This window comes from Kribbella sp. VKM Ac-2568 (assembly GCF_004345365.1).
Classification (GTDB): Bacteria; Actinomycetota; Actinomycetes; order Propionibacteriales; family Kribbellaceae; genus Kribbella; species Kribbella orskensis.
Genome location: NZ_SLVF01000014.1, coordinates 167,110 through 185,295, shown reverse-complemented (window position 1 = coordinate 185,295; position 18,186 = coordinate 167,110). Strand labels below are relative to the sequence as shown.

The following is an 18,186-nucleotide window of genomic DNA, read 5'->3' as shown; positions in this document are numbered from 1 at the left end:
CGGATGACCTACGTGGCTCTGCGCACAGCATCACCGGGCAATGATGAGTTGATGATTCGCAGACTGGACGGGTCCAGTGAAATCTTTCTAGGAGTTGATGCCGATCGCCGGCAACACCTCCTCCTGCCTTCTGACGGCCAAGTGCCAGAGATCAGAGTCGCGACGCTGAAGGTTGCCTTGCGTGACCTCTATGTTGGCGGCCGGACCACTCGCTTTATCGATATTGAATGCGTGCTCGAGGCATTGGAGGAAGTATTCGAGCACTTTGTTCTCGCTGTTTCCCACCAGCTTGAGGTGGATCGATCATCGCCAGCGCGAGTGGTGGAACAAGTTCTTGATCGATGGCAACTGTTCCTATCCGGTGATGGTCCGCCGCCGAGCCGCGATATGCTGGCCGCCCTGTTCGGTGAGATGCTATTGCTTTTGGATATAGTGAGAGCGGACGCCCGCCGTCGGACGGACGTGTGGGGAGGACCGTTCGGCTCGCGGCATGACTTCCGACGCGGACCGTTGGCGATGGAAGTCAAGGTGACGCGGTCGCATACGTCACGCGTGGTGACTATTCATGGGGATGATCAGCTCGAATCGCCGGAAGGGGGCGCGCTCTTCCTTCATTTTGTTAGGTTGGAGGAGTCTGCGCAGGCTGGCAGATCGATACCATCGGTGGTCGATGAACTATTGGCGCTCGGCGTCAATACCGAGAGTCTGTTCACTTCGCTGACGCGCTCAGGTGTGAATATCGGACAGCTTGGCCTACTGTCGGATATTGGATTCGAGGTGCGTGAACGGCTGACGTTTCCCGTTGATGACTCGATGCCTCGAATTATATCGTCGTCGTACAAGAATGAAGCCCGGCCGCTCGGGGTGATTGATGTGAGGTATCAGGTCGATTTGGATCATGCGCTTGAGCATGCGCTGGATATGGTTGGATATATGGATATCGTAAACGGGCTCGCGACGGGCGAATCGGATGGGTGAGGTTGCCGCGAGATATTCGGAGCCTTACAATCCGACGGGCGGTCTGGCTGCCGAAGGCGTTCTCAATCAGCTCGGCCGACCTGACATCGAGGCGCTGGAGGTGCTCGTCCGGGAGGCAGTCCAGAACTGCTGGGATGCGAAGCGACCAGACGTGGGTAAGATCCAAGTCGAGATCGGTCGGCGGATATTAGATGACCAACGCCTGGCCGCAGTCCGCCAAGAATTCCTGGTAGATCCGCCGCCGGGTCTACCGCTCGCCGAACAGCTGACTCCTGGGATGGAAATCCTGTACTTCGCTGACTTCGGCACCGACGGCCTGGGTGGCCCGACCCGGGCGGATCGACCAGGTATGAAGCGGGACTTCGTCGATTTCGTCCGAAATATCGGACAGCCGCCGGACAAGGATCTGGGCGGTGGTTCCTTCGGTTATGGCAAGGCCGCGTTCTATATAGCGAGCCGGGCGCGGACGATCATTGTCGATACCTTGTGTATCAATGGTGACGGTCAACTCGAGCGGCGGCTACTTGCGTGCGCGCTCGGTGAGAATTTCGATGAGGACGGACGGCCCTACACCGGCAGACACTGGTGGGGCGTGATAGAGGACGATGTTCCCGAGCCGCTGACCGGCAATCGGGCGAACGAGGTAGCGGAGCTCCTGGGCCTTCCCGACAGGTCTGATATCTCGGAGCTCGGCACCACCGTGGTCGTCGTTGCGCCCGGAGTCGCACCGGAGTCCGACGACGAGAAGGACCGTACGCTCGAGTTCATCGCGGATGCAGTGATCTGGAACTTCTGGCCTCGAATCATCTCCACCAGCGGTGGTGTGGCGCGCACGATGGAGTTCCGTTTGCTCGAAAACGGTCGTCCTGTTCGGTTGCCTGACCCCCGGACGCACCCACGCCTTCGCGGCTTCGTCGAGGCGATGGATCGACTTCGCGAAGATCCCGATGGTGATGACGAACTCGTCCTCGATCGGCAGATCGAGTGCCGGAGACCGATGCGGTCCCTCGGGCGGATAGTGATACAGAAGGGGCCGGTGGCTCCATTGCTGCCTGTGAAGCGCGCCGTGCCGCAGGGCGCGCGGATCACGGCGGATTCGGTTCATCATGTCGCGTTGATGCGGAACGCGGAGCTCGTCGTCAAATATCTCCCCGGTCCGTCCCCGATCGTCGGACGGCTGGGCTACTCAGGCGTCTTTCGATGCAGTGTGGACGTCGACGAGGCGTTCCGTCGGGCCGAGCCGCCTACCCATGACGATTGGATCTACCGCTCCGTCTCGCGGGAGGACCATCAGCGGACATTCGTGAAGGTCGCGTTGGAACGAATTGCTTCCTTGTGTCGGGAGGCTGCAGGCTACAACGGTGCAGGCGGGACAGTTGTCGATGGCGACGCGGTCCCGCTCGGAGAATTCGCGGACTCACTTGCGCTGCTGCTGCCGGGTGCGGAGGGGCCGGGAGCCCGTCGACCAGCCGCATCAACGGCGAAGCATGTGAGAAAACGTCGGAACGCACCTGGCCGTGCTGGTGTCAGCAAGGCATCAGACGGGGTGTGGGTCTCGGAGGGTGTGGGCGGCGCGCCTCAGGGAGGCTCGTCCGAGGGTGCGTCTGCGGGCTCCACACGGGACGCGGACGCTCCACCTCCGGTGCGCAGGAGGTATCCGGAGCTAAGATCTGTTGGAGAGCCGTCCCTAGCCATCGCGAATGACGGTACGGCTGTAGTGCGCTATGCGTTCGAACTCCGCACGTACGGGCAGCGGGTTGCTCTAGACGCCCGCGTGGAGGTTATGACGAACGACGGATCTCAGGTCGAGGCAGATGCACCGCTTGGTTACTCACCACCCGTGGTAAGGAGCTGGTCAGGTCCGGGCCCCCGCGAGCACCATGAGGGGCGGCCGGTCGTCGGTCCGGACGATGTCGACGGACGCTGGTATGTGGAGATCCCGCTTCGTGACGAGGCGATGATGCGGGTTGACATCTCGGCGGTGGTCGCGTGAAGACATTGCCCGCCACGCCGTATCTTCTCCCGCCCGAGGATGCTGTCTCTGCTCATGCATGGACCTGGCTCGACGGCTCCGATGTCGCTGATCGTGTCGACCACTGGGATCCCTACACGGATCTGGAGATCATCCGGGACATAGATGTTGATCTGGATGTTGTTCGAGAGTCATGTGGACTCGGAAGCGATGCATCGTTCAGCGTGGTTGCCTCGTGGTATTCGAACAGGACCAGACTGGCGGATACGAGTGTCGTCAGTCTCGGGAGCCTGGACGGACTCGTGCGTGCACCGGTGACTCTTCGAATACCGAGTCGCTTGTCGGGCGGCCGACTCGATCTCCATACCAGGGTGGTTCTTCAGTACCCGGGGGCGGAGGCAAGTCGGATCTCTCCTAATCGCGCCGGCGCGACCCTCTGGCATGAGAAATCGAGTGTCCAACTCGAAGGCGGAGCCGCCAGGTTCCCCATCACGGCTGTTTCCTTCTTGTCGATCCCGCGGTTGCCTGACCGAGGATCATGGGCCCTTGACTGGGACAGGGATGAGCTTGAAGCACCGGTGCTGGGTGGTCTTCGTCTGCTGGTCAACGCCGATGACGTCAAGCTGATGACGGCATTGCGCTCGGGCAGTAAGGATCCCACCGCGGGGCTTGTCAGGACCTTCGTGATGTACGACGTGTCGCGTTCCTTGGTGCACGGAGCTCTCGAGAACGAGAGATTCGTCGAGGATGCGGAGATCTTCGATGAGGGAACAATCGGGCGCATGCTCTTCGACCTACTGTCGATGTACTGGCCGGAGTACTCGGTGAAGGCGCTGGCGGCTCGCCGCAAGGAGGATCCGTCGAGGCTTGACGCTGAGCTCCAGACTCGGTCGGGAGTGTTCGGATGACGACCGTCCTACCTAGATTGGCCAAGGAAGACGCCCGGGGCATCCTTGAGCGTTACTCAGACAGCGGCCTCGACGTCATCGGTGAGTCAATGCCTATAGTGCACGAGTCGCTGACGTACTCGGCGGTCGGCGGCGCCCCGTTGGGGGACCCACAGTTGCGCGCACTGAGGTCGGAGCTCCTTACGCTAGCCCGTGAGCACGGTATGCCGAACCAATTGAGCCGTCAGGGCGTAGCGGCCTTCGAAGGTCAGGCAGCGGAGATCATCCACAGGTCCTTGCCGATCACCCCTCACGAAGCAGCACATGAAGAGGTGTGGAGCTACCTAACCTGCTGCTGGCTCCTGGATGTCGCTGTGTGGCGATTCGGCATGGACGCTGACGAACGTCGATTCATCGGCAACGTCAACCGGAACACATTTCGTCGTCTCTGGTGGCGCGTAGAGGTACTCGGTGCCGAGACGGACCTGACCCGGCTGGGTGAGGACGAGTTGGTCAACATCATGGAACGCCCGACTATTTCGTCGGACCGGAGGTTGGCCAAACTGATCGCTGCCGAGTTCCTGCTCCGAGTGGATCGCGATGAGGCAGCCGAACGCATGCAGCTCATGCGCGAGGCTATGAAGAGATTCCTGCGGCTCACTCCGTTCGTCTCGTTCTCTGCTCTCGATGACAAGGCGTTGGAGTCCACGGTCAGTGGGACATTCGATGATGCAGCCGCATCTCTTGTCGGCCTGGCACTGGGTGCTGGGACCAAGCCGCTGGCTACCTCAAGCGCGCCGTCGCCTGACGTGTACAAACTGGACAGAGTCACCATTGGCGAGTCCGACAGTGCGGCCAGCTCCTCGATGGCGTCCGCGCTGGACGAGAGCAGCTTCGTCGACATCGCCCAAGCGGCTCTTGCGATCGCCCGTCGCACAGGCCGGGTCACCAATGCAACCTTGCGGGAGGCCGTTCCGGTGACGTCGGAGGATGCGCGCAGAGTGCTGAAGACTCTGACTGCTCAAGGCATACTTGAGAACCGCGGAGCCCGCCGAGGCAGCCACTATGTCGTGGTTGAGAGCGATCCCGTTCTGACTGATAGCGGGGTTGAGTCCATGCCGGGCGTCGACACATCTGGTGAGGCTTCGGCTCTTTCTCACGAGATCCCGGACACGGATCGCAAGCCCGTTGACGATGCTCTGCGCCGGCTGCTGAGAAGGAGGCGGTGACATTGGCCTCAAGTGGCCCTCTGCGGCCGTTACGCGAGGACTCGTCGGTAGTCGACGCTACGTTCGAGATCAACACGGTCGTCGTTTTCGATATCGTGTACCACCACAAGGCGGGAGGGCGCGGGAGCGATCGATCGGTGAACGCTGACTATCATGAGGGACTTGAGCTGCTTCTCAGCCGCCTGATTAGTCTGAGGCTCACGATTCTGGGCATCGCTGTCGACTCAAGCGTCGCGCGAGCAATTCCGGTCGATGAGCGCGAGCTCCGGCTGGACTTCCCGATCTACCTCCCCGGGCAGGACGCGCATCTCTTGCGGAGGGATATAACGCGCGCGCAGAAGAGCATTGCAAGGCGGAAAGACGCGAAGCCGGGCGGAGGCAACGATCAGAAACGCATCGTCATAACGATTGCTGACAGCCAGGGGAGGTTAACGGCCGAGCGCCTTCGGACTGTCTTGCTGACCGGTCGCGATCAGGCAGCAACAGAACATGCGGTGTCGCGCGCCCAAGGCTTGGGAGCGCCTATCGTCGGTGACTAGGCGCGAATGAGCCCTGTGGTCATGAGCTCGTGCAAGGCGTCGCGGGTTTCTGGGTCGGGGGAGTAGAGGATGGTGCCGACCATGCCTCGAGTCAGAAGGACTTTGTAGGTGTTGCGGACTAGGCGGTCGAAGGTGTGGTCGTCGATGGTTTTGCGGTTCTTGAAGGCTGGATCCTTGTTAGCGTTGCGGACTGTGGTGAAGCGGCCGTGGCGCCAGACGAGGTCGGGGCCGATGATTACGCCGCTCCAGTCGTATTCGAAGCCTTGGGCGGTGTAGACGCAGCCGACCTGGTCGAAGCCGTTAGGGTCGGTGGCCCATAGGGCTGCTGGTGGGGCGTCGCCCACCTTGCGGTCGCCTTTGAGGTTCCACGGACGTGCCCAGTCGCCGATCTGTACGTCAGGTACGAGGGTCTTGTCCGGGCGTGGGTCGCTCCAGGGCCAGCAGTAGCCGGCGGCGATTCGGGCTCCGTAGCCTTCGGCGGCCTTGGCTCTGAGGATTGCCTCCATGGCCTCAGGTGTGTCCGCGATCTCCACGGCGAAGGATGGATCGCCTGCCCACGGAGTCGGCTCTCCGTCCGCCAGTCCCAGCAGGTTCATCACGCACCGGACGTACTCCTCGCTGCCACCGCAGCGGAACTGGCCGTCGAGGTTGATGTGGATCGGTGCGGGCAGGCCAACGGAGGCGGCGTACCTCTCGATGTCGGCGACGGTACCGAGCTCGCCTGGCTTGACGACCTGGTGCTCATCGAGGAGGAAGACCGGTACTCGAGCGGCCGCGACCAGCTCCTCGATCTGCGGACGGCCGGTACGGAACTGGGCAGGGGTGTAGCGGTCGACTGACGTCTCGCGGATGCGGTGGGCCTCGTCGAGGATCAGTACGTCGAGGTCGTTGGGCTCGGCATCCATGAACTGGTTGAAGTACTTGAACATCCGCTGGACCCGCGGTTGACGTGCGCCGGCGACCTTGCGAAGCGTCTGCGTGAACGAGCGAGAGCCGGTCGCGTGCAACACGCTGCGGCCGCGGCGGGAGAGTTCGCCGAACAGGGACAGGGCGATCACGCTCTTACCGCTGCCAGGTCCGCCGGTGACGATGATGATGGACTTCTGGTCCGCCTGCCGAGCTCGTTCCACCTTGTGCAGCACCATCGAATGAACGAGCTTCTGCTCCGCGAGGAGTACGAACTGCTCACGCCTCTGGACCTCGTCAGCTGCAACCGCCAGCAGTTGCTTCGACGGCGCGACCGCCGAATTGATCAGCTGATCGGCGTACGGGCTGCCGGGAACCTTCGGATCGAGCCGATCACGCAGGAAGTCGACGAACTCCGTTCGGCGGGCTCCAATGAAGAGCCGACCACGTTGGTCCTGCGGGTAGTCGAACAGGTCGCGTACGGCGGACTCGGCGACCGCGTTGTGCAAGTACGCCGCGCCGGCGACGGCATCCGTCTGACCGTCGAGGATCTTGGTGAAGTCGGACAGATAGTCGCAGTACCCGCGAACCTGGGCCACAGGGTGGAGGCGTGGGGAGTTCGGGTAGCCGTCGATGAGGACGAGCTCGCGGTCGTCTTGCCACGCTGCCGCGCGACTCCACTGTTTGAGCTCGACGACCACGTACGACGCGGCGCCGGTCTTCGGGTGGCGGCCGGCCAGTACGACATCGGCACGTTTCGAGGTCAGCGGGAGGTGGTGCTCGATCAGGACTTCGACGTTGTCGAGGCCGGCCTGGATGAGGTCCTGGGCGAGGATCGGCAGGCTGCGTTCCCATGAGAGGAGCTCGGCCGGAGCGGGGCGGCGGCCGGTGAGGTAGCGCATCTGCTCGGCGATCCTCACGGCCAAGGTTCCATCCAGCGTCAGCTCGGCGAAACCGACCGCAGAGTGGCGAAACAACGTCACGGGTTACATCCCCCAGGCAGCACGAACAGAGTCGTGCGGGTGGGGGCGTGTCCTGTGAACGCTGAGGTTCGGCGGAAGCCCGTCGGGCCGCGCCTCGAACTCTATCCAGTGGGCGACCTCGGCAGGGTCCGTGTCATGCTCGCGGCGTGTCAGATTTGATCGAGTTGCGAGACCGGATGCGGGCGTTCACCGACGAGCGTGACTGGGCGCAGTTCCACGATCCGAAGTCGCTGATCCTGGCCCTCGTGGGGGAGGTCGGCGAGCTCGCCGAGCTGTTCCAATGGTTGCCGGCCGACGAGGCGGCACAGAAGGTCAGCAATGACCCGCTGCGTTGGCGGGTTGGGGAGGAGATGGCTGACGTACTCGCCTACCTGGTCCGCCTGGCCGATGTGCTGGACATCGATCTGGCCGAGGTTGCCAGGCAGAAGCTCGAGAATTCGGCAGAACGGTTCCCAGCCACCGACTTCCGTGGCGAAGCACCCGAGAAGACCTGACCGGCCGAGGACTCGTCTGCAGCAGATGCGCGATCCGTCGAGACGTGTGGTGAGGATCGCTCAGCGGTCGAGGACGCGTGCGTTGATCTCTCTGACAGCCGGCGACGTGAGGGCGCTGATCTCGCCCAATTGCGGAAGGTTCTTGGCCGCGATCGGAGGCATCATGGGGGCATGTTGGAGACTTCGGCGCGGTTGCTTCGGTTGTTGTCGTTGTTGCAGGGGCGGCGGGACTGGGGTGGGCCGGAGTTGGCGGGGCGGCTCGGTGTGTCGACACGAACGCTCCGGGCCGATGTGGAGAAGCTGCGTGCCCTCGGATATCCGGTAGAGGCTCGGCCGGGGGTCGCTGGTGGGTATCGGTTGGGGGCTGGGGGGCAGATGCCGCCGTTGTTGTTGGATGACGAGGAGGCTGTGGCTGTGGCGGTGGGATTGGGGGCTGCTGCTGGTGGGGGTGTGACGGGGATTCAGGAGACGTCTGTCAGGGCGTTGGTGAAGTTGGAGCAGGTGTTGCCGGCTCGCCTTCGGCATCGGGTGAGGGCGTTGCAGGCGGCGACGGTGACTCTGCCGGGGTCCGGGCCGACTGTGGATGCTGAGGTGTTGACGGCGATCGCTGGGGCGATCAGGGCTGGTGAGCGGTTGCGGTTTGACTACCTGAAGCGCGACGGCGCGGCGAGCACCCGTACGACGGAGCCGCATCGGCTGGTGGCTTGGGGGCGGCGGTGGTATTTGGTGGCGTGGGATGTGGAGCGGGGGGATTGGCGGACGTTCCGGGTGGATCGGGTGGTGCCTCGTACGCCGACTGGGCCGCGGTTCGTGCCTCGGGAGCTCGACGAGGAGAGCGTCAAGGAGTTCGTACAGCGGACTGTCGGGACGGCGTCCTGGCAGTACCGGGCGAAGGTGCGGGTACATGCTTCGGCGGAGTACGTGCAGGGGCGGATGCCGATTCCGATCGATCCTGAGGTGATCGACGACAGCACGTGCGAGGTGGAGTTGGGCTCGGACGCGCCGCATCAGCTGGCACTGTGGTTGGGTCTGCTCGACGCCGACTTCGAAGTACTCGATGCTCCTGAGTTGGCGGCTGCTGTGAAGGACGTCGGCGACCGGTATCACCGCGCGGCGGCGAGGTTTCAGTAGTCAACGCTGTCGGTCGGGAGGTGCCGCTGGGCGACCGCGGCGGGCAGGAACTGGGCCGGCGCCGGGATTGTTGACGGCTCCGCGGGCGGGCGCGACACCGGAGGCCGCGGTGAGGGCGGCTCGCAAGTCGGGTGGTAGGGGTTGGCGGATTGGCGCTGCTTCGCCCGGACCTCGAGTACCGAACTGCGGGCGCGTGTGAGACAGGGCGTCCATTGTTTGGTGTCTGGCGCCAACCTCGCGACGGAGACGGGTGCCGGCTACTTCAAAAGGGCGGTCGTTGCCCCGATGCTCGAACGAGATCACTTCCCGGTACGGCGGACCGTCGTCTTCTGCCTCGAACTCTCGATAGACAAGACGATGTGACGGACCCAGCTCCTGGTTGTGCCGGGTTTCCCGCACAACTGGCAACTTGATCGCGGCGCAGTCCCTGAGGTCGTGATGGTTGGGCGAGAAGCCGAGTCGCTTGCCGTCGAAGGATTCTTCTCGCCCGTTGGCCAAAGCCAGGAGTCCGACCTTGAGTGCGCGGAGCTCGCGCTCGCGGAGACCGCCCGGCTGCGTCGTCGCCGCGTGGCTCAATGCGGCTAACTGTCGGCTGACTCCGAGCTGCAACAGAAGCCGGTACTGCGTCATTTCGGCTTGCGGAAGTCGGAGTCGTCGATCTCCTCGTCCAGATCCCAGCCGATCTCGGCCGCTACGTCTTCAAGCGGTACGGAAGGCTGGTTGTCCGCCAGGCGTTGGCGGGTGATGTCGTAGAGATGCTCGAAGCCGTCCTCGTCCGCAGCGAGGGCGTCAAGTCGCTGCCACAGCTCCCACGGGATGACCACTCCCTCTGGATGGCCGGCGTCCCCGAAGACCATCGGCTCGGATTTCCCCGAGCGGAAGAGTTGGAGGAGGTTCGGCAGCAGCGTCGAGGCCTCCGAGGTCGCGATCACCCAGACACGCTCCCCGTCGGGGAGCAAGTACGGCGTTTCAGGGTTCATCGAGGTCCCTCTCCGGTCGGAAGTCTCAACAGAATAGGCCGATTGGGACGCCGCCCTCTGGAGTTATCCACAGTGAAGATCCGGCTGGACCTCGGTCAGTCGATGCCTTCGACGATGCGGAAGTCGCGCTCGACGCTGTCGGAGAGGGCGACCAGCGCCTCCTGGTAGGCGGCACTCTCGTGCGCCGCGACGGCCTGCTCGAAGCTGTCGAACTCGATCAGGACGGTGCGCTCGGCGATTCCGGCGTCATGCGCCACGACCCGACTGCCACGGGGGAGGACCCGACCGCCCGCGGCCTTGACGGCCGGAGGGGCCAGCTTGTTGTAAGCAGCTAGCTTCTCAGGGTCTGAAATGGTGCGGTAGGCGCTGACCCAGTAGCCCTTGGGCATGGAACCTCCAGTGTTGGGATGAGTGCATCTGACTTACGGGTTGGTCTCGGACGAGCGTCGGCGGGCGAGAGCGAGGCTTGTCAGCGTCGTGATCGCCATGGCGCCGATGCCGACCAGCGCCGCGGTGGTGTAGGCGCTGTCGTCGGGGAAGAGGTGGCCGGGGCGGGTGCCCGCGGCGAGGATCAGGCCGCCGATGGCGCTGCCCAGGGAGTACCCGACGCTTCGGACGACGTAGTTGAAGCTCATGGCGCTCGACGTCTCGCTCTTGGGGGTGACGGCCAGGATGACGCCGGGCATCGCGGCCGAGAAGCCGCCGACGCCGAAGCCGAGCACGCCCATCGCCGCGAACAGTTCGGCCAGGTCCGACCGGGCCGCCGCGAACAGGGCGAACCCGCCGCCGACCACGACGGCGCTGCCGGCCAGGAGCAGGGGGTCGGCGATCCGCGTCCGGACCCGGGGCGTGAGCTTGCCGGCGACGAACCCCAGCACCGAGAACGGGATGAGGACCAGTCCGGCGACGAAGGTGGTCAGCCCGAAGCCGTAGCCGGCGCTGTGCGGCGTCTGCGCGTACCGGGTGATGAGCGTGAGCAGGAGGTACATGCCGATCCCGCCGACGAACATGGCGAGGTTCGCCCCGGCGACCGCCGGGTGCCGGACCGCCCGCACATCGACCAGGGGTGTCGTGCTGCGCAGCTCGATGACGGCCCAGACGCAGAGCAGCACCACCGCGACGACGGCGAGGCCCGCCGCCACGGCGAGGTGCCGGCTCCACAGATTCCGTTCGCCGGCGAGGAACAGCACCAGGAGCAGCGCAGCGGCCAGGACGACCGCGCCTGCCACGTCCACGTGGGCGGAGCGGCCTTCGGGGGCTTCGGGCATGGAGCGCCACGCGGTCAGGAAGGCGACGGCGGTGACGAGCAGACCGAAGCCGTAGGCGGCGCGCACCCCGCCGAGTTCGGCGAGCAGCCCGGCGAGGGGGTAACCGACGCCGACCCCGATGATCGAGACCACCGAGATCAGGGCGATGGTGGCCGCGCTGCGCGCCTCGGGGAGATGGTCGCGGGCCACGCCCATCATCAGCGCCGTCAGACCGAGCCCCACACCTTGGGCAGCCCTGCCGACGAGCAGCCACGCGAACGGCATTGGGAGCACGGTGAGCGCGCTGCCGGCGACGACTACCGCCAGCGTGACGAGAATCGTGGCTCGCCGGTGGGGGCCTGCTCCGAGCCGGCCGAGGACGGGCGTGGCGACGGCGCCGCTCAGCAAAGCGATGGTCAGCGTCCACTGCGCGCTGCCGAGCGAGACGTGGAACGTGGTCGCCACGCTGGTGATGAGCGGCGCCCCGAGGCTGGCGACTGCCGCGACGACCAGGGCGATGAACATCAGGGCGGGGACCAGCAGCCGCGCTTCGGAACGCGCCACCGGGAACGCCTTCACCGGGACCCCGCCGACCGGCTGCCCGGTCACTGCTTCGGCCCTTCGCGGTCCTGGCTTTCGAGCTCTGCCAGATGCTTCAGCGCCGGAAGGGCCGCCACCAGCGCCTCGACCTCGTCGCCGGTGAGCTCGCCGATCAACCGCTCGAACGCGTGGACGCCCGCCTGGCGCCGCGTCCGGACATAGGAGGCGCCAGCCTCGGTCAGGCACACCAGCGTGACCCGCTTGTCGGACGCGTCGCCCCACCGCTCGACCAGGCCGGACTCCTCCATCACCCGGACCAGGGCGGTCATCGCGGGCTGGGTGACGCCCTCGACCGCGGCCAGATCGGTAATGCGCCGCGGGCCGGTCCGGTCCAGGGTGGCCAGGGTGGCGGCGGACGTCAGGCTCATGTCCCGGGGCAGGCGTCTCGTGGCCCTGGTGGCCAGGCCGTAGAGGGCTGCCCCGATGGCGGCGAACGCGCCAGGAGCGGTGTCTTGACGACTCATGCTCGAAGCATAGCATCTTTATATTCATCGTTTATGGAAATGGTCAACTGGCGCGGGCGGCCTCGATCCGCACCCGCGACGGCGGCCGGCCATCGCGCTCGGTGCGCGACCGGAACCTGCCGCGCCCGTCGACCAAGAAGTGCCCGCCGGCGCGCCCAAGGCCTCACCACGAAAGAGATCATGCGCTGCCTCAAGCGCTACATCGCCCGCGAACTCCTACCCCACATCCACCAAGCCCTCACCCCAACTCCTTGACGATCTATAGGAGCGTCAGGCCGCCGCGTCTCAATGCAGTGCCCGCCTGCGCGACGGCGACGCCCTGGCGGCGATTTGCTGGTCTGTGCGCGGATGGGGATCGGTGGGAAGGTGAAGGTCGGGTCTGTGGGAAGGGGCGGTCATGATTGTTCGGGTTTGGCGGACGGGGATCGATCCGGAGCGGGCGGCGGAGTATGACGCGTTTGCGACTGCGCGGTCGTTGCCGATGTTTCGGCGGCAGGATGGGATTCGGGCGGTGTTCTTTGTCCGTACTGCGACGGGGCGGGCGGTGATCTCCGTGTGGCGGGATCTGGCTGCGGTGGAGGCGCTTGGGGAGTCTTCCGACTATCTGGAGACTGTTGAGGCGATTCGGGCTGCTGACTTTCTGAGGCCGCCGTGGTCGGTTGAGTTGCTGCCCGCAGATGGCGCGTGGCTGTCGCCGGACCTCGTTTGAGCAGCCTGGCGGGGCGTCTCGGTGGAGACGCCCCGCGGTGGTGGTTGGGTCAGGAGGCGCGGAGGCCGGCGAAGAAGGTGCGGAGGTCGGCGACTACCTCGTTGGGGCGTTCGAGGGTGGCGAAGTGGCCGCCGTCCTTGAAGTTGCTCCAGTGCACGATGTTGGTGTTGTCGCGTTCGGCGAGCGAGCGGATCGTCTTGAAGTCGTCGGCGAAGACGGCGACACCGGTGGGCGCCGAGTTGATGGCCGGCTCGGTGCCGGCGTGGGCCTCCTCGTAGTGGTAGCGGCCGGCGGCGGCTGAGGTGTTGGTGAACCAGTAGAGCGAGACCTCGGTCAGGATCTGGTCGCGGGAGACCAGGCTGGTGCCGTCGCCGAAGTTGTTGAAGAGTTCGTTCCAGGCGAGCTGGCCGACCGGGGAGTCGGAGATGCCGACGGCAACGGTCTGCGGGCGGGTCGCGTTGATGGCGTTGTAGCCGCCGACCGACTGGAACCACTTCAGGTGTTCGAGCGCCGCGTAGTCCTCAGGGGTGAACTTCTCGAACTCGCTCGGGTCGCCCGACGGGAACGAGAACAGCTGCAGGACATGCATGCCGAGGTACCCGGGAGGGTTCAGCAGGCCGAGTTCGCGGGAGATCATGGCGCCTGCGTCGCTGCCGTGCGATCCGTACGACGAGTAGCCGAGGCGGCGCATCAACGTGTCGAAGGTGCGGGCGACCCTGGCCATGGTCCAGCCGCGGTCGACGAGCGGAGTACTGAATCCGAAGCCGGGGATCGACGGGACGACGACCGAGAAGGCGTCCGAGGCCTTGCCGCCGTGCGCGACGGGATCCGTGAGCGGGCCGATCAGGTCGAGGAAGTCGACGAACGAGCCCGGGTAGGGGTGGATCAGCAGCAGCGGGGTGGCGTCGGCCTCGGCCGAAGGTACGTGGATGAAGTGCACGTTCTGGCCGTCGATCTCGGTCAGGTAGTGCGGGAATTCGTTCATCCGCGCCTCCTGCTCGCGCCAGTCGAACCCGGTCTGCCAGTGGTCGACCATCTCGCGGAGGTAGTGGTTCGGAGTACCGAGGTCCCAGTTGTCGCCCGGCGCCGGCTCGGGGAGTCGCGTGTTGGCGAGGCGGGCGAGCAGGTCGTCCAGGTCGGCCTGGGCGACATCGACGCGGAAGGGGTAGATCTCTGCGGAGGAGCCGTTGTTGTTCATGGCTTCACCGTAGGAGCCATATAGGAACGTTAGATTCCCAATTGTGAGACTATTTTCCGTATGCGTGAAACCTCGTCGCGGTTGCTGGCTCTGTTGGCGTTGATGCAGTCGCGGCCGGCCTGGCCCGGGTCGGAGTTGGCCGAGCGGTTGGGGGTGTCCACGAGGACCATCCGCAACGACATCGATCGGCTGCGCGAGCTCGGCTATCCCGTGGATGCGATGCGGGGTGCGGCTGGGTACTACCAGTTGGGGGTGGGGGCGAAGTTGCCGCCGCTGTTGCTGGACGACGAGGAAGCGGTTGCTGTTGCCGTCGGGCTGCGTACGGGCGCGGGGGTCAGCGGGATGGAGGAGAGCAGCGCTCGCGCGTTGGCGAAGCTCGAGCAGGTGCTGCCGCATCGCCTCCGCCGCCAGGTGAACGCGATCCACACGACGCTCTCGAAGGGGCCGGACAACACCGGGTCGAACGTGAAGGATCCCGAGGTGGACCCGGTGGTCGTCACGACGATCGCGGCGGCGATTCGCGATGGGCACTACCTGCGCTTCGACTACGCAGTACCGGACTCGGAGAGCGCTCCCTCGTTTCCGATCCTGGTCGAGCCGTATCGGTTGGTGAGCTGGCAGCGCTACTGGTATCTGGTCGCGCGGGACGAGTCGGGCGACTGGCACACCTATCGGGTCGACTGGATGGATCTGCGGATGGCGACCGGCCGGAAGTACGAGCCGCGGCCGATGCCGGAGGACGACTACATGGATTTCGTACTGCGTGACGTCGCGTCGACCGGGTGGAAGTTCCATGCCAGGATCACGATCTTCGCGTCGGCCGAGGAGGTGCTCTCCCGAATCCATGCCGCGGTGGGCATCGTCGAGCCTGTCGACGACAAGTCCTGCGTTCTCCTCACCGGCGCCGAGTCCCTCGAGGTGGTTGCCGTCTACATCGGCATGCTCGGTCTCGACTTCCACGTCACCGCTCCACCCGCCCTGGTCGAACACCTCAAGATCATCGGACAGCGCTATCTCCGCTCGATCGAGTGAGCTCAGTCGGCTCAGTTGAGAGGACATCGAGTAGCGGGGGTATGTCTGCGCCGGACATCTGAAGGCATGGCGGTGTGTGAGCAGAGCACGTGTTGGATCCAGCTCGCGATGCATAACGTCGGGGGATGGGCGATGTGGGGCTTGGCGCGCTGGTCGGACGTTCTGTGGTGGTGACGGGCGGGGCCAGTGGGATCGGGGCGGCCTGCGCGGAAAAGTTCGCCGGAGCAGGTGCTGACGTGGTTGTGATCGATCTGGACGGTCCCCGGGCGAAGGAGGTTGCGGATCAGATCGGTGGCCGGGCTGAGATCCTGGACCTGTCCGACCTCGGTGCTGTGGATGCGCTCGAGCTGCGATGCGACATTTTGATCAACAACGCGGGGCTCCAGCACATCAGTGCGATCGAGGACTTTTCTCCGGAGCAGTTTTCGCTCATGCTGCGGGTCATGTTGGAGGCGCCGTTTCGGTTGGTGAGGCAGGTGTTGCCGGGGATGTATGCCAACGGGTGGGGCCGGGTCGTCAATATTTCCTCGGTGCATGGGTTGCGTGCGTCGCCGTTCAAGGCGGCGTATGTCGCGGCCAAGCATGGTCTCGAGGGGTTGTCGAAGGTGATCGCGCTGGAGGGCGCGGCGCAGGGCGTTACGTCGAACTGCATCAACCCGGCCTACGTGCGGACGCCGTTGGTCGAGAGGCAGGTCGAGGCTCAGGCGGTCGCTCATGGGATTGAGCCTGATGAGGTGCTGGAGCAGATCATGTTGGCGCCGGTGGCGATCAAGCAGCTGATCGAGCCGGAGCAGGTCGCTGAGTTGGCAGCCTATTTGTGCAGCCCGCATGCCGATTCGATGACGGGGACTTCCTTCGTGATGGATGGAGGGTGGACCGCACGCTGACCGAGACGAAGTTCCTGAACCTGCTTGCTCGCGACGCTCCGGCCGAGGAGTACGACGAGGCGCTGCGTGCTGCGGTCGCAGCGGGCGCCGGCCGCGCGGAGCTGCACGATCTCGAGCAGGCGAAGGCGCTTGCGTTGAGGGTGCGTCGGGCGTTGGAGCATCGGCGGCGTCGGGAGATCGAGCTCGAGGCGTTGTTCGAGACGGCGGGTGACCTGGCCGGACTGCAGGACGTTGATGCCGTGCTCACTGCGATTGTGCGTCGGGCTCGCACGCTGTTGCATACCGATGTCGCCTACCTGACACTGATCGACCCCGACCGCGGTGACACGTACATGCGAGCTACCGCCGGCGTGGTTTCGGCGAGCTTTCAGCGGGTCCGGCTGGCCATGGGAGCTGGTCTGGGCGGCCTGGTCGCCGACACTTCGTTGCCGTATGCCACCGACGATTACGCGGCTGACCAGCGGTTCGATCATGTCCAGGATGTCGACAGCGCTGTTGGTGACGAAGGGCTGGTGGCGATTCTGGGCGTGCCGCTGCTGCTTGGGCCGCAGGTGCTCGGGGTGCTGTTTGCGGCCGACCGCAGCAGGCGTCCGTTCGCAAGGGATGAGATCTCGCTGCTTTGCTCGTTGGCGGCGCACGCGGCGATCTCGATTGACGGAGCACGTCTGCTGGAGGAGGCACGGGCCGCAGTACGGGAGCTTGATGCGGCCAACAAGCTTGTACGGCGGCATAGCGAGGCGGTGGAGCGGGCTGCTGAGGCGCACGATCGGTTCGCCGATCTCGCGCTGCGGGGAGGTGGGGTTGACGAGGTCGCAGAAGCGGTGACGGAAGTGCTTGGAGGCAGTCTCGTCGTGTTGGATCCGGATGGGGTGGGCCAGCACAACGAGGCGCCGGCCGGCTGGCCGACGGCCGTTGCGGAATCGCGCGCCGAGGGTAGAGCGGTATGTCGCGACGGCACGTGGTTTGCCGCTGTGGTGGCTGGTTCGGAGGAGTTCGGAGCGCTGGTGCTGCAGGGTCGAGAAGACCTGGAAGGTGCTGATCAGCGGGTGTTGGAACGCGCCGCGCTGGTGACGGCCCTGTTGCAGCTGATGAACCGTACAGCGATGGAGACCGAGAACCGGGTTCGCGGCGAGCTGATCTCCGACCTGGTCACGAACGGCGAGCGCGCCGGTGATGGCCTGCGGGAGCGAGCGCGGCAGGTCGGCTTCAACTGCGATGGCGAGTTCGTCGTGGTGGTTGCACAGACGGATCGTGAGCGCCTGCACCGGCTGGCGTTTGCGGCGAGCCACCTTGCTCCGCGGAGCGACGGAATCGCCGGGCTGCACCAGGATCGCGCAGTACTGCTGCTGCCTGGCGAGGAAGCAGGTGCGGCTGCGCGTCGGCTCGCCAAGGAGTTGGCGGTTGCTATTGGTCAGCCGGTGACCGTCGGTGCCGCGGGACCAGTGTCCGGGCCCGAATGTGTTCCAAAGGCCTATGCCGAGTCGCTGCGGTGTCTCGAGGCTCTGACGGCGCTCGGCCGGTGTGGGGACGGAACGAGCAGCCGCGAGCTCGGCTTCATGGGTGTCCTACTGGGCGAGTCCCGTGGCGTCGAAGGGTTCGTCACCTCAGTGCTCGGTCCCGTTCTCGAGTACGACGAACGCCGTGGCACCGGGCTCCTCCAAACTCTGGAGACCTATTTCGCCAACGGCGGCAACCTCACCCGCGCCAAGGACGATCTCCACGTGCACGTGAACACCGTTGCCCAGCGCCTCGACCGGGTGTCGCAATTGCTCGGCAGCGACTGGCAGGACGCCGAACCTGCGCTGGAGATCCAGCTCGCACTGCGGCTACACCGCCTGGTGCGTTCGTAAAGGTCGGCTATGCGGCCCGTTGGGCGCTCTATATTGAGGGCCATGTCGCACAGACGGGTCGCCGCGCTTTCCCTATTCACGGTCGTTGTGCTGGGGTTGA

General features: G+C 65.1%; 18 protein-coding genes. 12 read left to right on the top strand and 6 right to left on the bottom strand.

What is annotated here, in order from left to right; all coding sequences use genetic code 11:
- Positions 1–3: 3 nt before the first annotated feature.
- Genes EV648_RS34340 through EV648_RS34320 form a run of 5 tightly spaced genes read left to right on the top strand, consistent with a single transcriptional unit; the run spans position 4 to position 5,605 of the window.
- Complete coding sequence (locus EV648_RS34340; protein WP_132299271.1) at positions 4–978, top strand: PD-(D/E)XK motif protein; 975 nt, start codon at positions 4–6, stop codon at positions 976–978.
- Positions 971–2,971, top strand: a complete 2,001-nt coding sequence (locus EV648_RS34335; protein WP_132299270.1) for a hypothetical protein — start codon at positions 971–973, stop codon at positions 2,969–2,971. Before EV648_RS34340 ends, EV648_RS34335 begins: the two co-directional genes overlap by 8 nt.
- Positions 2,968–3,858 (top strand): hypothetical protein, encoded by an 891-nt coding sequence (locus tag EV648_RS34330; protein WP_132299269.1) that lies wholly within the window; start codon positions 2,968–2,970, stop codon positions 3,856–3,858. Before EV648_RS34335 ends, EV648_RS34330 begins: the two co-directional genes overlap by 4 nt.
- On the top strand, positions 3,855–5,066 hold the full coding sequence (locus EV648_RS34325) for a DUF6339 family protein (protein ID WP_132299268.1): 1,212 nt from the start codon (positions 3,855–3,857) through the stop codon (positions 5,064–5,066). The genes EV648_RS34330 and EV648_RS34325 overlap by 4 nt, the downstream gene beginning before the upstream one ends.
- Positions 5,063–5,605, top strand: coding sequence for a hypothetical protein (locus tag EV648_RS34320; protein WP_132299267.1), 543 nt, complete (start codon positions 5,063–5,065; stop codon positions 5,603–5,605). Before EV648_RS34325 ends, EV648_RS34320 begins: the two co-directional genes overlap by 4 nt.
- Here the strand turns inward: EV648_RS34320 and EV648_RS34315 are convergent.
- On the bottom strand, positions 5,602–7,494 hold the full coding sequence (locus tag EV648_RS34315) for a DUF2075 domain-containing protein (RefSeq protein WP_132299266.1): 1,893 nt from the start codon (positions 7,492–7,494) through the stop codon (positions 5,602–5,604). The genes EV648_RS34320 and EV648_RS34315 overlap by 4 nt on opposite strands.
- A 146-nt stretch (positions 7,495–7,640) precedes the next feature.
- On the opposite strand from EV648_RS34315, the gene EV648_RS34310 reads away from it, so the two are divergent.
- The 3 genes from EV648_RS34310 to EV648_RS42845 all read left to right on the top strand — a co-directional run bounded on the left by EV648_RS34310 (position 7,641) and on the right by EV648_RS42845 (position 9,482).
- Positions 7,641–7,988: a nucleotide pyrophosphohydrolase gene (locus EV648_RS34310; RefSeq protein WP_241995876.1), complete on the top strand. Its 348-nt coding sequence runs from the start codon at positions 7,641–7,643 to the stop codon at positions 7,986–7,988.
- 171 nt (positions 7,989–8,159) lie between these two features.
- Entirely contained in the window at positions 8,160–9,119 is a 960-nt protein-coding gene (locus EV648_RS34305; RefSeq protein WP_132299265.1) for a YafY family protein, read from the top strand.
- A gap of 219 nt (positions 9,120–9,338) precedes the next feature.
- Positions 9,339–9,482, top strand: a complete 144-nt coding sequence (locus tag EV648_RS42845) for a hypothetical protein (protein WP_158294148.1) — start codon at positions 9,339–9,341, stop codon at positions 9,480–9,482.
- Between the two features lie 263 nt (positions 9,483–9,745).
- Here the strand turns inward: EV648_RS42845 and EV648_RS34300 are convergent, their stop codons facing one another.
- From EV648_RS34300 to EV648_RS34285, 4 genes are all read right to left on the bottom strand, one after another.
- Complete coding sequence (locus EV648_RS34300) at positions 9,746–10,099, bottom strand: hypothetical protein (protein ID WP_132299264.1); 354 nt, start codon at positions 10,097–10,099, stop codon at positions 9,746–9,748.
- Between the two features lie 95 nt (positions 10,100–10,194).
- Entirely contained in the window at positions 10,195–10,488 is a 294-nt protein-coding gene (locus EV648_RS34295) for a DUF1330 domain-containing protein (RefSeq protein WP_132299263.1), read from the bottom strand.
- 33 nt (positions 10,489–10,521) lie between these two features.
- A complete protein-coding gene (locus EV648_RS34290) occupies positions 10,522–11,955 on the bottom strand; it encodes an MFS transporter (RefSeq protein ID WP_132299262.1) in 1,434 nt (477 codons plus the stop codon).
- Positions 11,952–12,410, bottom strand: a complete 459-nt coding sequence (locus EV648_RS34285; protein ID WP_241995874.1) for a MarR family winged helix-turn-helix transcriptional regulator — start codon at positions 12,408–12,410, stop codon at positions 11,952–11,954. The genes EV648_RS34290 and EV648_RS34285 overlap by 4 nt, the downstream gene beginning before the upstream one ends.
- Positions 12,411–12,807: 397 nt before the next feature.
- On the opposite strand from EV648_RS34285, the gene EV648_RS34275 reads away from it, so the two are divergent.
- Positions 12,808–13,119 (top strand): antibiotic biosynthesis monooxygenase, encoded by a 312-nt coding sequence (locus EV648_RS34275; RefSeq protein WP_132299261.1) that lies wholly within the window; start codon positions 12,808–12,810, stop codon positions 13,117–13,119.
- A gap of 49 nt (positions 13,120–13,168) precedes the next feature.
- Here the strand turns inward: EV648_RS34275 and EV648_RS34270 are convergent, their stop codons facing one another.
- Complete coding sequence (locus EV648_RS34270; RefSeq protein WP_132299260.1) at positions 13,169–14,317, bottom strand: epoxide hydrolase family protein; 1,149 nt, start codon at positions 14,315–14,317, stop codon at positions 13,169–13,171.
- Positions 14,318–14,377: 60 nt separating this feature from the next.
- Between EV648_RS34270 and EV648_RS34265 the strand changes: the two genes are divergently transcribed.
- The 3 genes from EV648_RS34265 to EV648_RS34255 all read left to right on the top strand — a co-directional run bounded on the left by EV648_RS34265 (position 14,378) and on the right by EV648_RS34255 (position 18,086).
- Complete coding sequence (locus EV648_RS34265; RefSeq protein WP_132299259.1) at positions 14,378–15,349, top strand: YafY family protein; 972 nt, start codon at positions 14,378–14,380, stop codon at positions 15,347–15,349.
- Between the two features lie 125 nt (positions 15,350–15,474).
- The gene (locus tag EV648_RS34260) at positions 15,475–16,236 is read left to right on the top strand and encodes a 3-hydroxybutyrate dehydrogenase (protein WP_132299258.1); all 762 of its coding nucleotides are present in this window, start codon (positions 15,475–15,477) and stop codon (positions 16,234–16,236) included.
- Entirely contained in the window at positions 16,221–18,086 is a 1,866-nt protein-coding gene (locus EV648_RS34255; RefSeq protein ID WP_132299257.1) for a helix-turn-helix domain-containing protein, read from the top strand. Before EV648_RS34260 ends, EV648_RS34255 begins: the two co-directional genes overlap by 16 nt.
- Positions 18,087–18,186: the final 100 nt, after the last annotated feature.

What these genes read in the sequence shown, in the direction of transcription:
- EV648_RS34340 (WP_132299271.1), top strand. Translation starts at nt 4, where the DNA reads ATGACCTACGTGGCTCTGCGCACAGCATCACCGGGCAATGATGAGTTG.
- EV648_RS34335 (WP_132299270.1), top strand. Translation starts at nt 971, where the DNA reads ATGGGTGAGGTTGCCGCGAGATATTCGGAGCCTTACAATCCGACGGGC.
- EV648_RS34325 (WP_132299268.1), top strand. Translation starts at nt 3,855, where the DNA reads ATGACGACCGTCCTACCTAGATTGGCCAAGGAAGACGCCCGGGGCATC.
- EV648_RS34305 (WP_132299265.1), top strand. Translation starts at nt 8,160, where the DNA reads ATGTTGGAGACTTCGGCGCGGTTGCTTCGGTTGTTGTCGTTGTTGCAG.
- EV648_RS34300 (WP_132299264.1), bottom strand. Translation starts at nt 10,099, where the DNA reads ATGAACCCTGAAACGCCGTACTTGCTCCCCGACGGGGAGCGTGTCTGG.
- EV648_RS34295 (WP_132299263.1), bottom strand. Translation starts at nt 10,488, where the DNA reads ATGCCCAAGGGCTACTGGGTCAGCGCCTACCGCACCATTTCAGACCCT.
- EV648_RS34285 (WP_241995874.1), bottom strand. Translation starts at nt 12,410, where the DNA reads ATGAGTCGTCAAGACACCGCTCCTGGCGCGTTCGCCGCCATCGGGGCA.
- EV648_RS34275 (WP_132299261.1), top strand. Translation starts at nt 12,808, where the DNA reads ATGATTGTTCGGGTTTGGCGGACGGGGATCGATCCGGAGCGGGCGGCG.
- EV648_RS34270 (WP_132299260.1), bottom strand. Translation starts at nt 14,317, where the DNA reads ATGAACAACAACGGCTCCTCCGCAGAGATCTACCCCTTCCGCGTCGAT.
- EV648_RS34265 (WP_132299259.1), top strand. Translation starts at nt 14,378, where the DNA reads ATGCGTGAAACCTCGTCGCGGTTGCTGGCTCTGTTGGCGTTGATGCAG.
- EV648_RS34260 (WP_132299258.1), top strand. Translation starts at nt 15,475, where the DNA reads ATGGGCGATGTGGGGCTTGGCGCGCTGGTCGGACGTTCTGTGGTGGTG.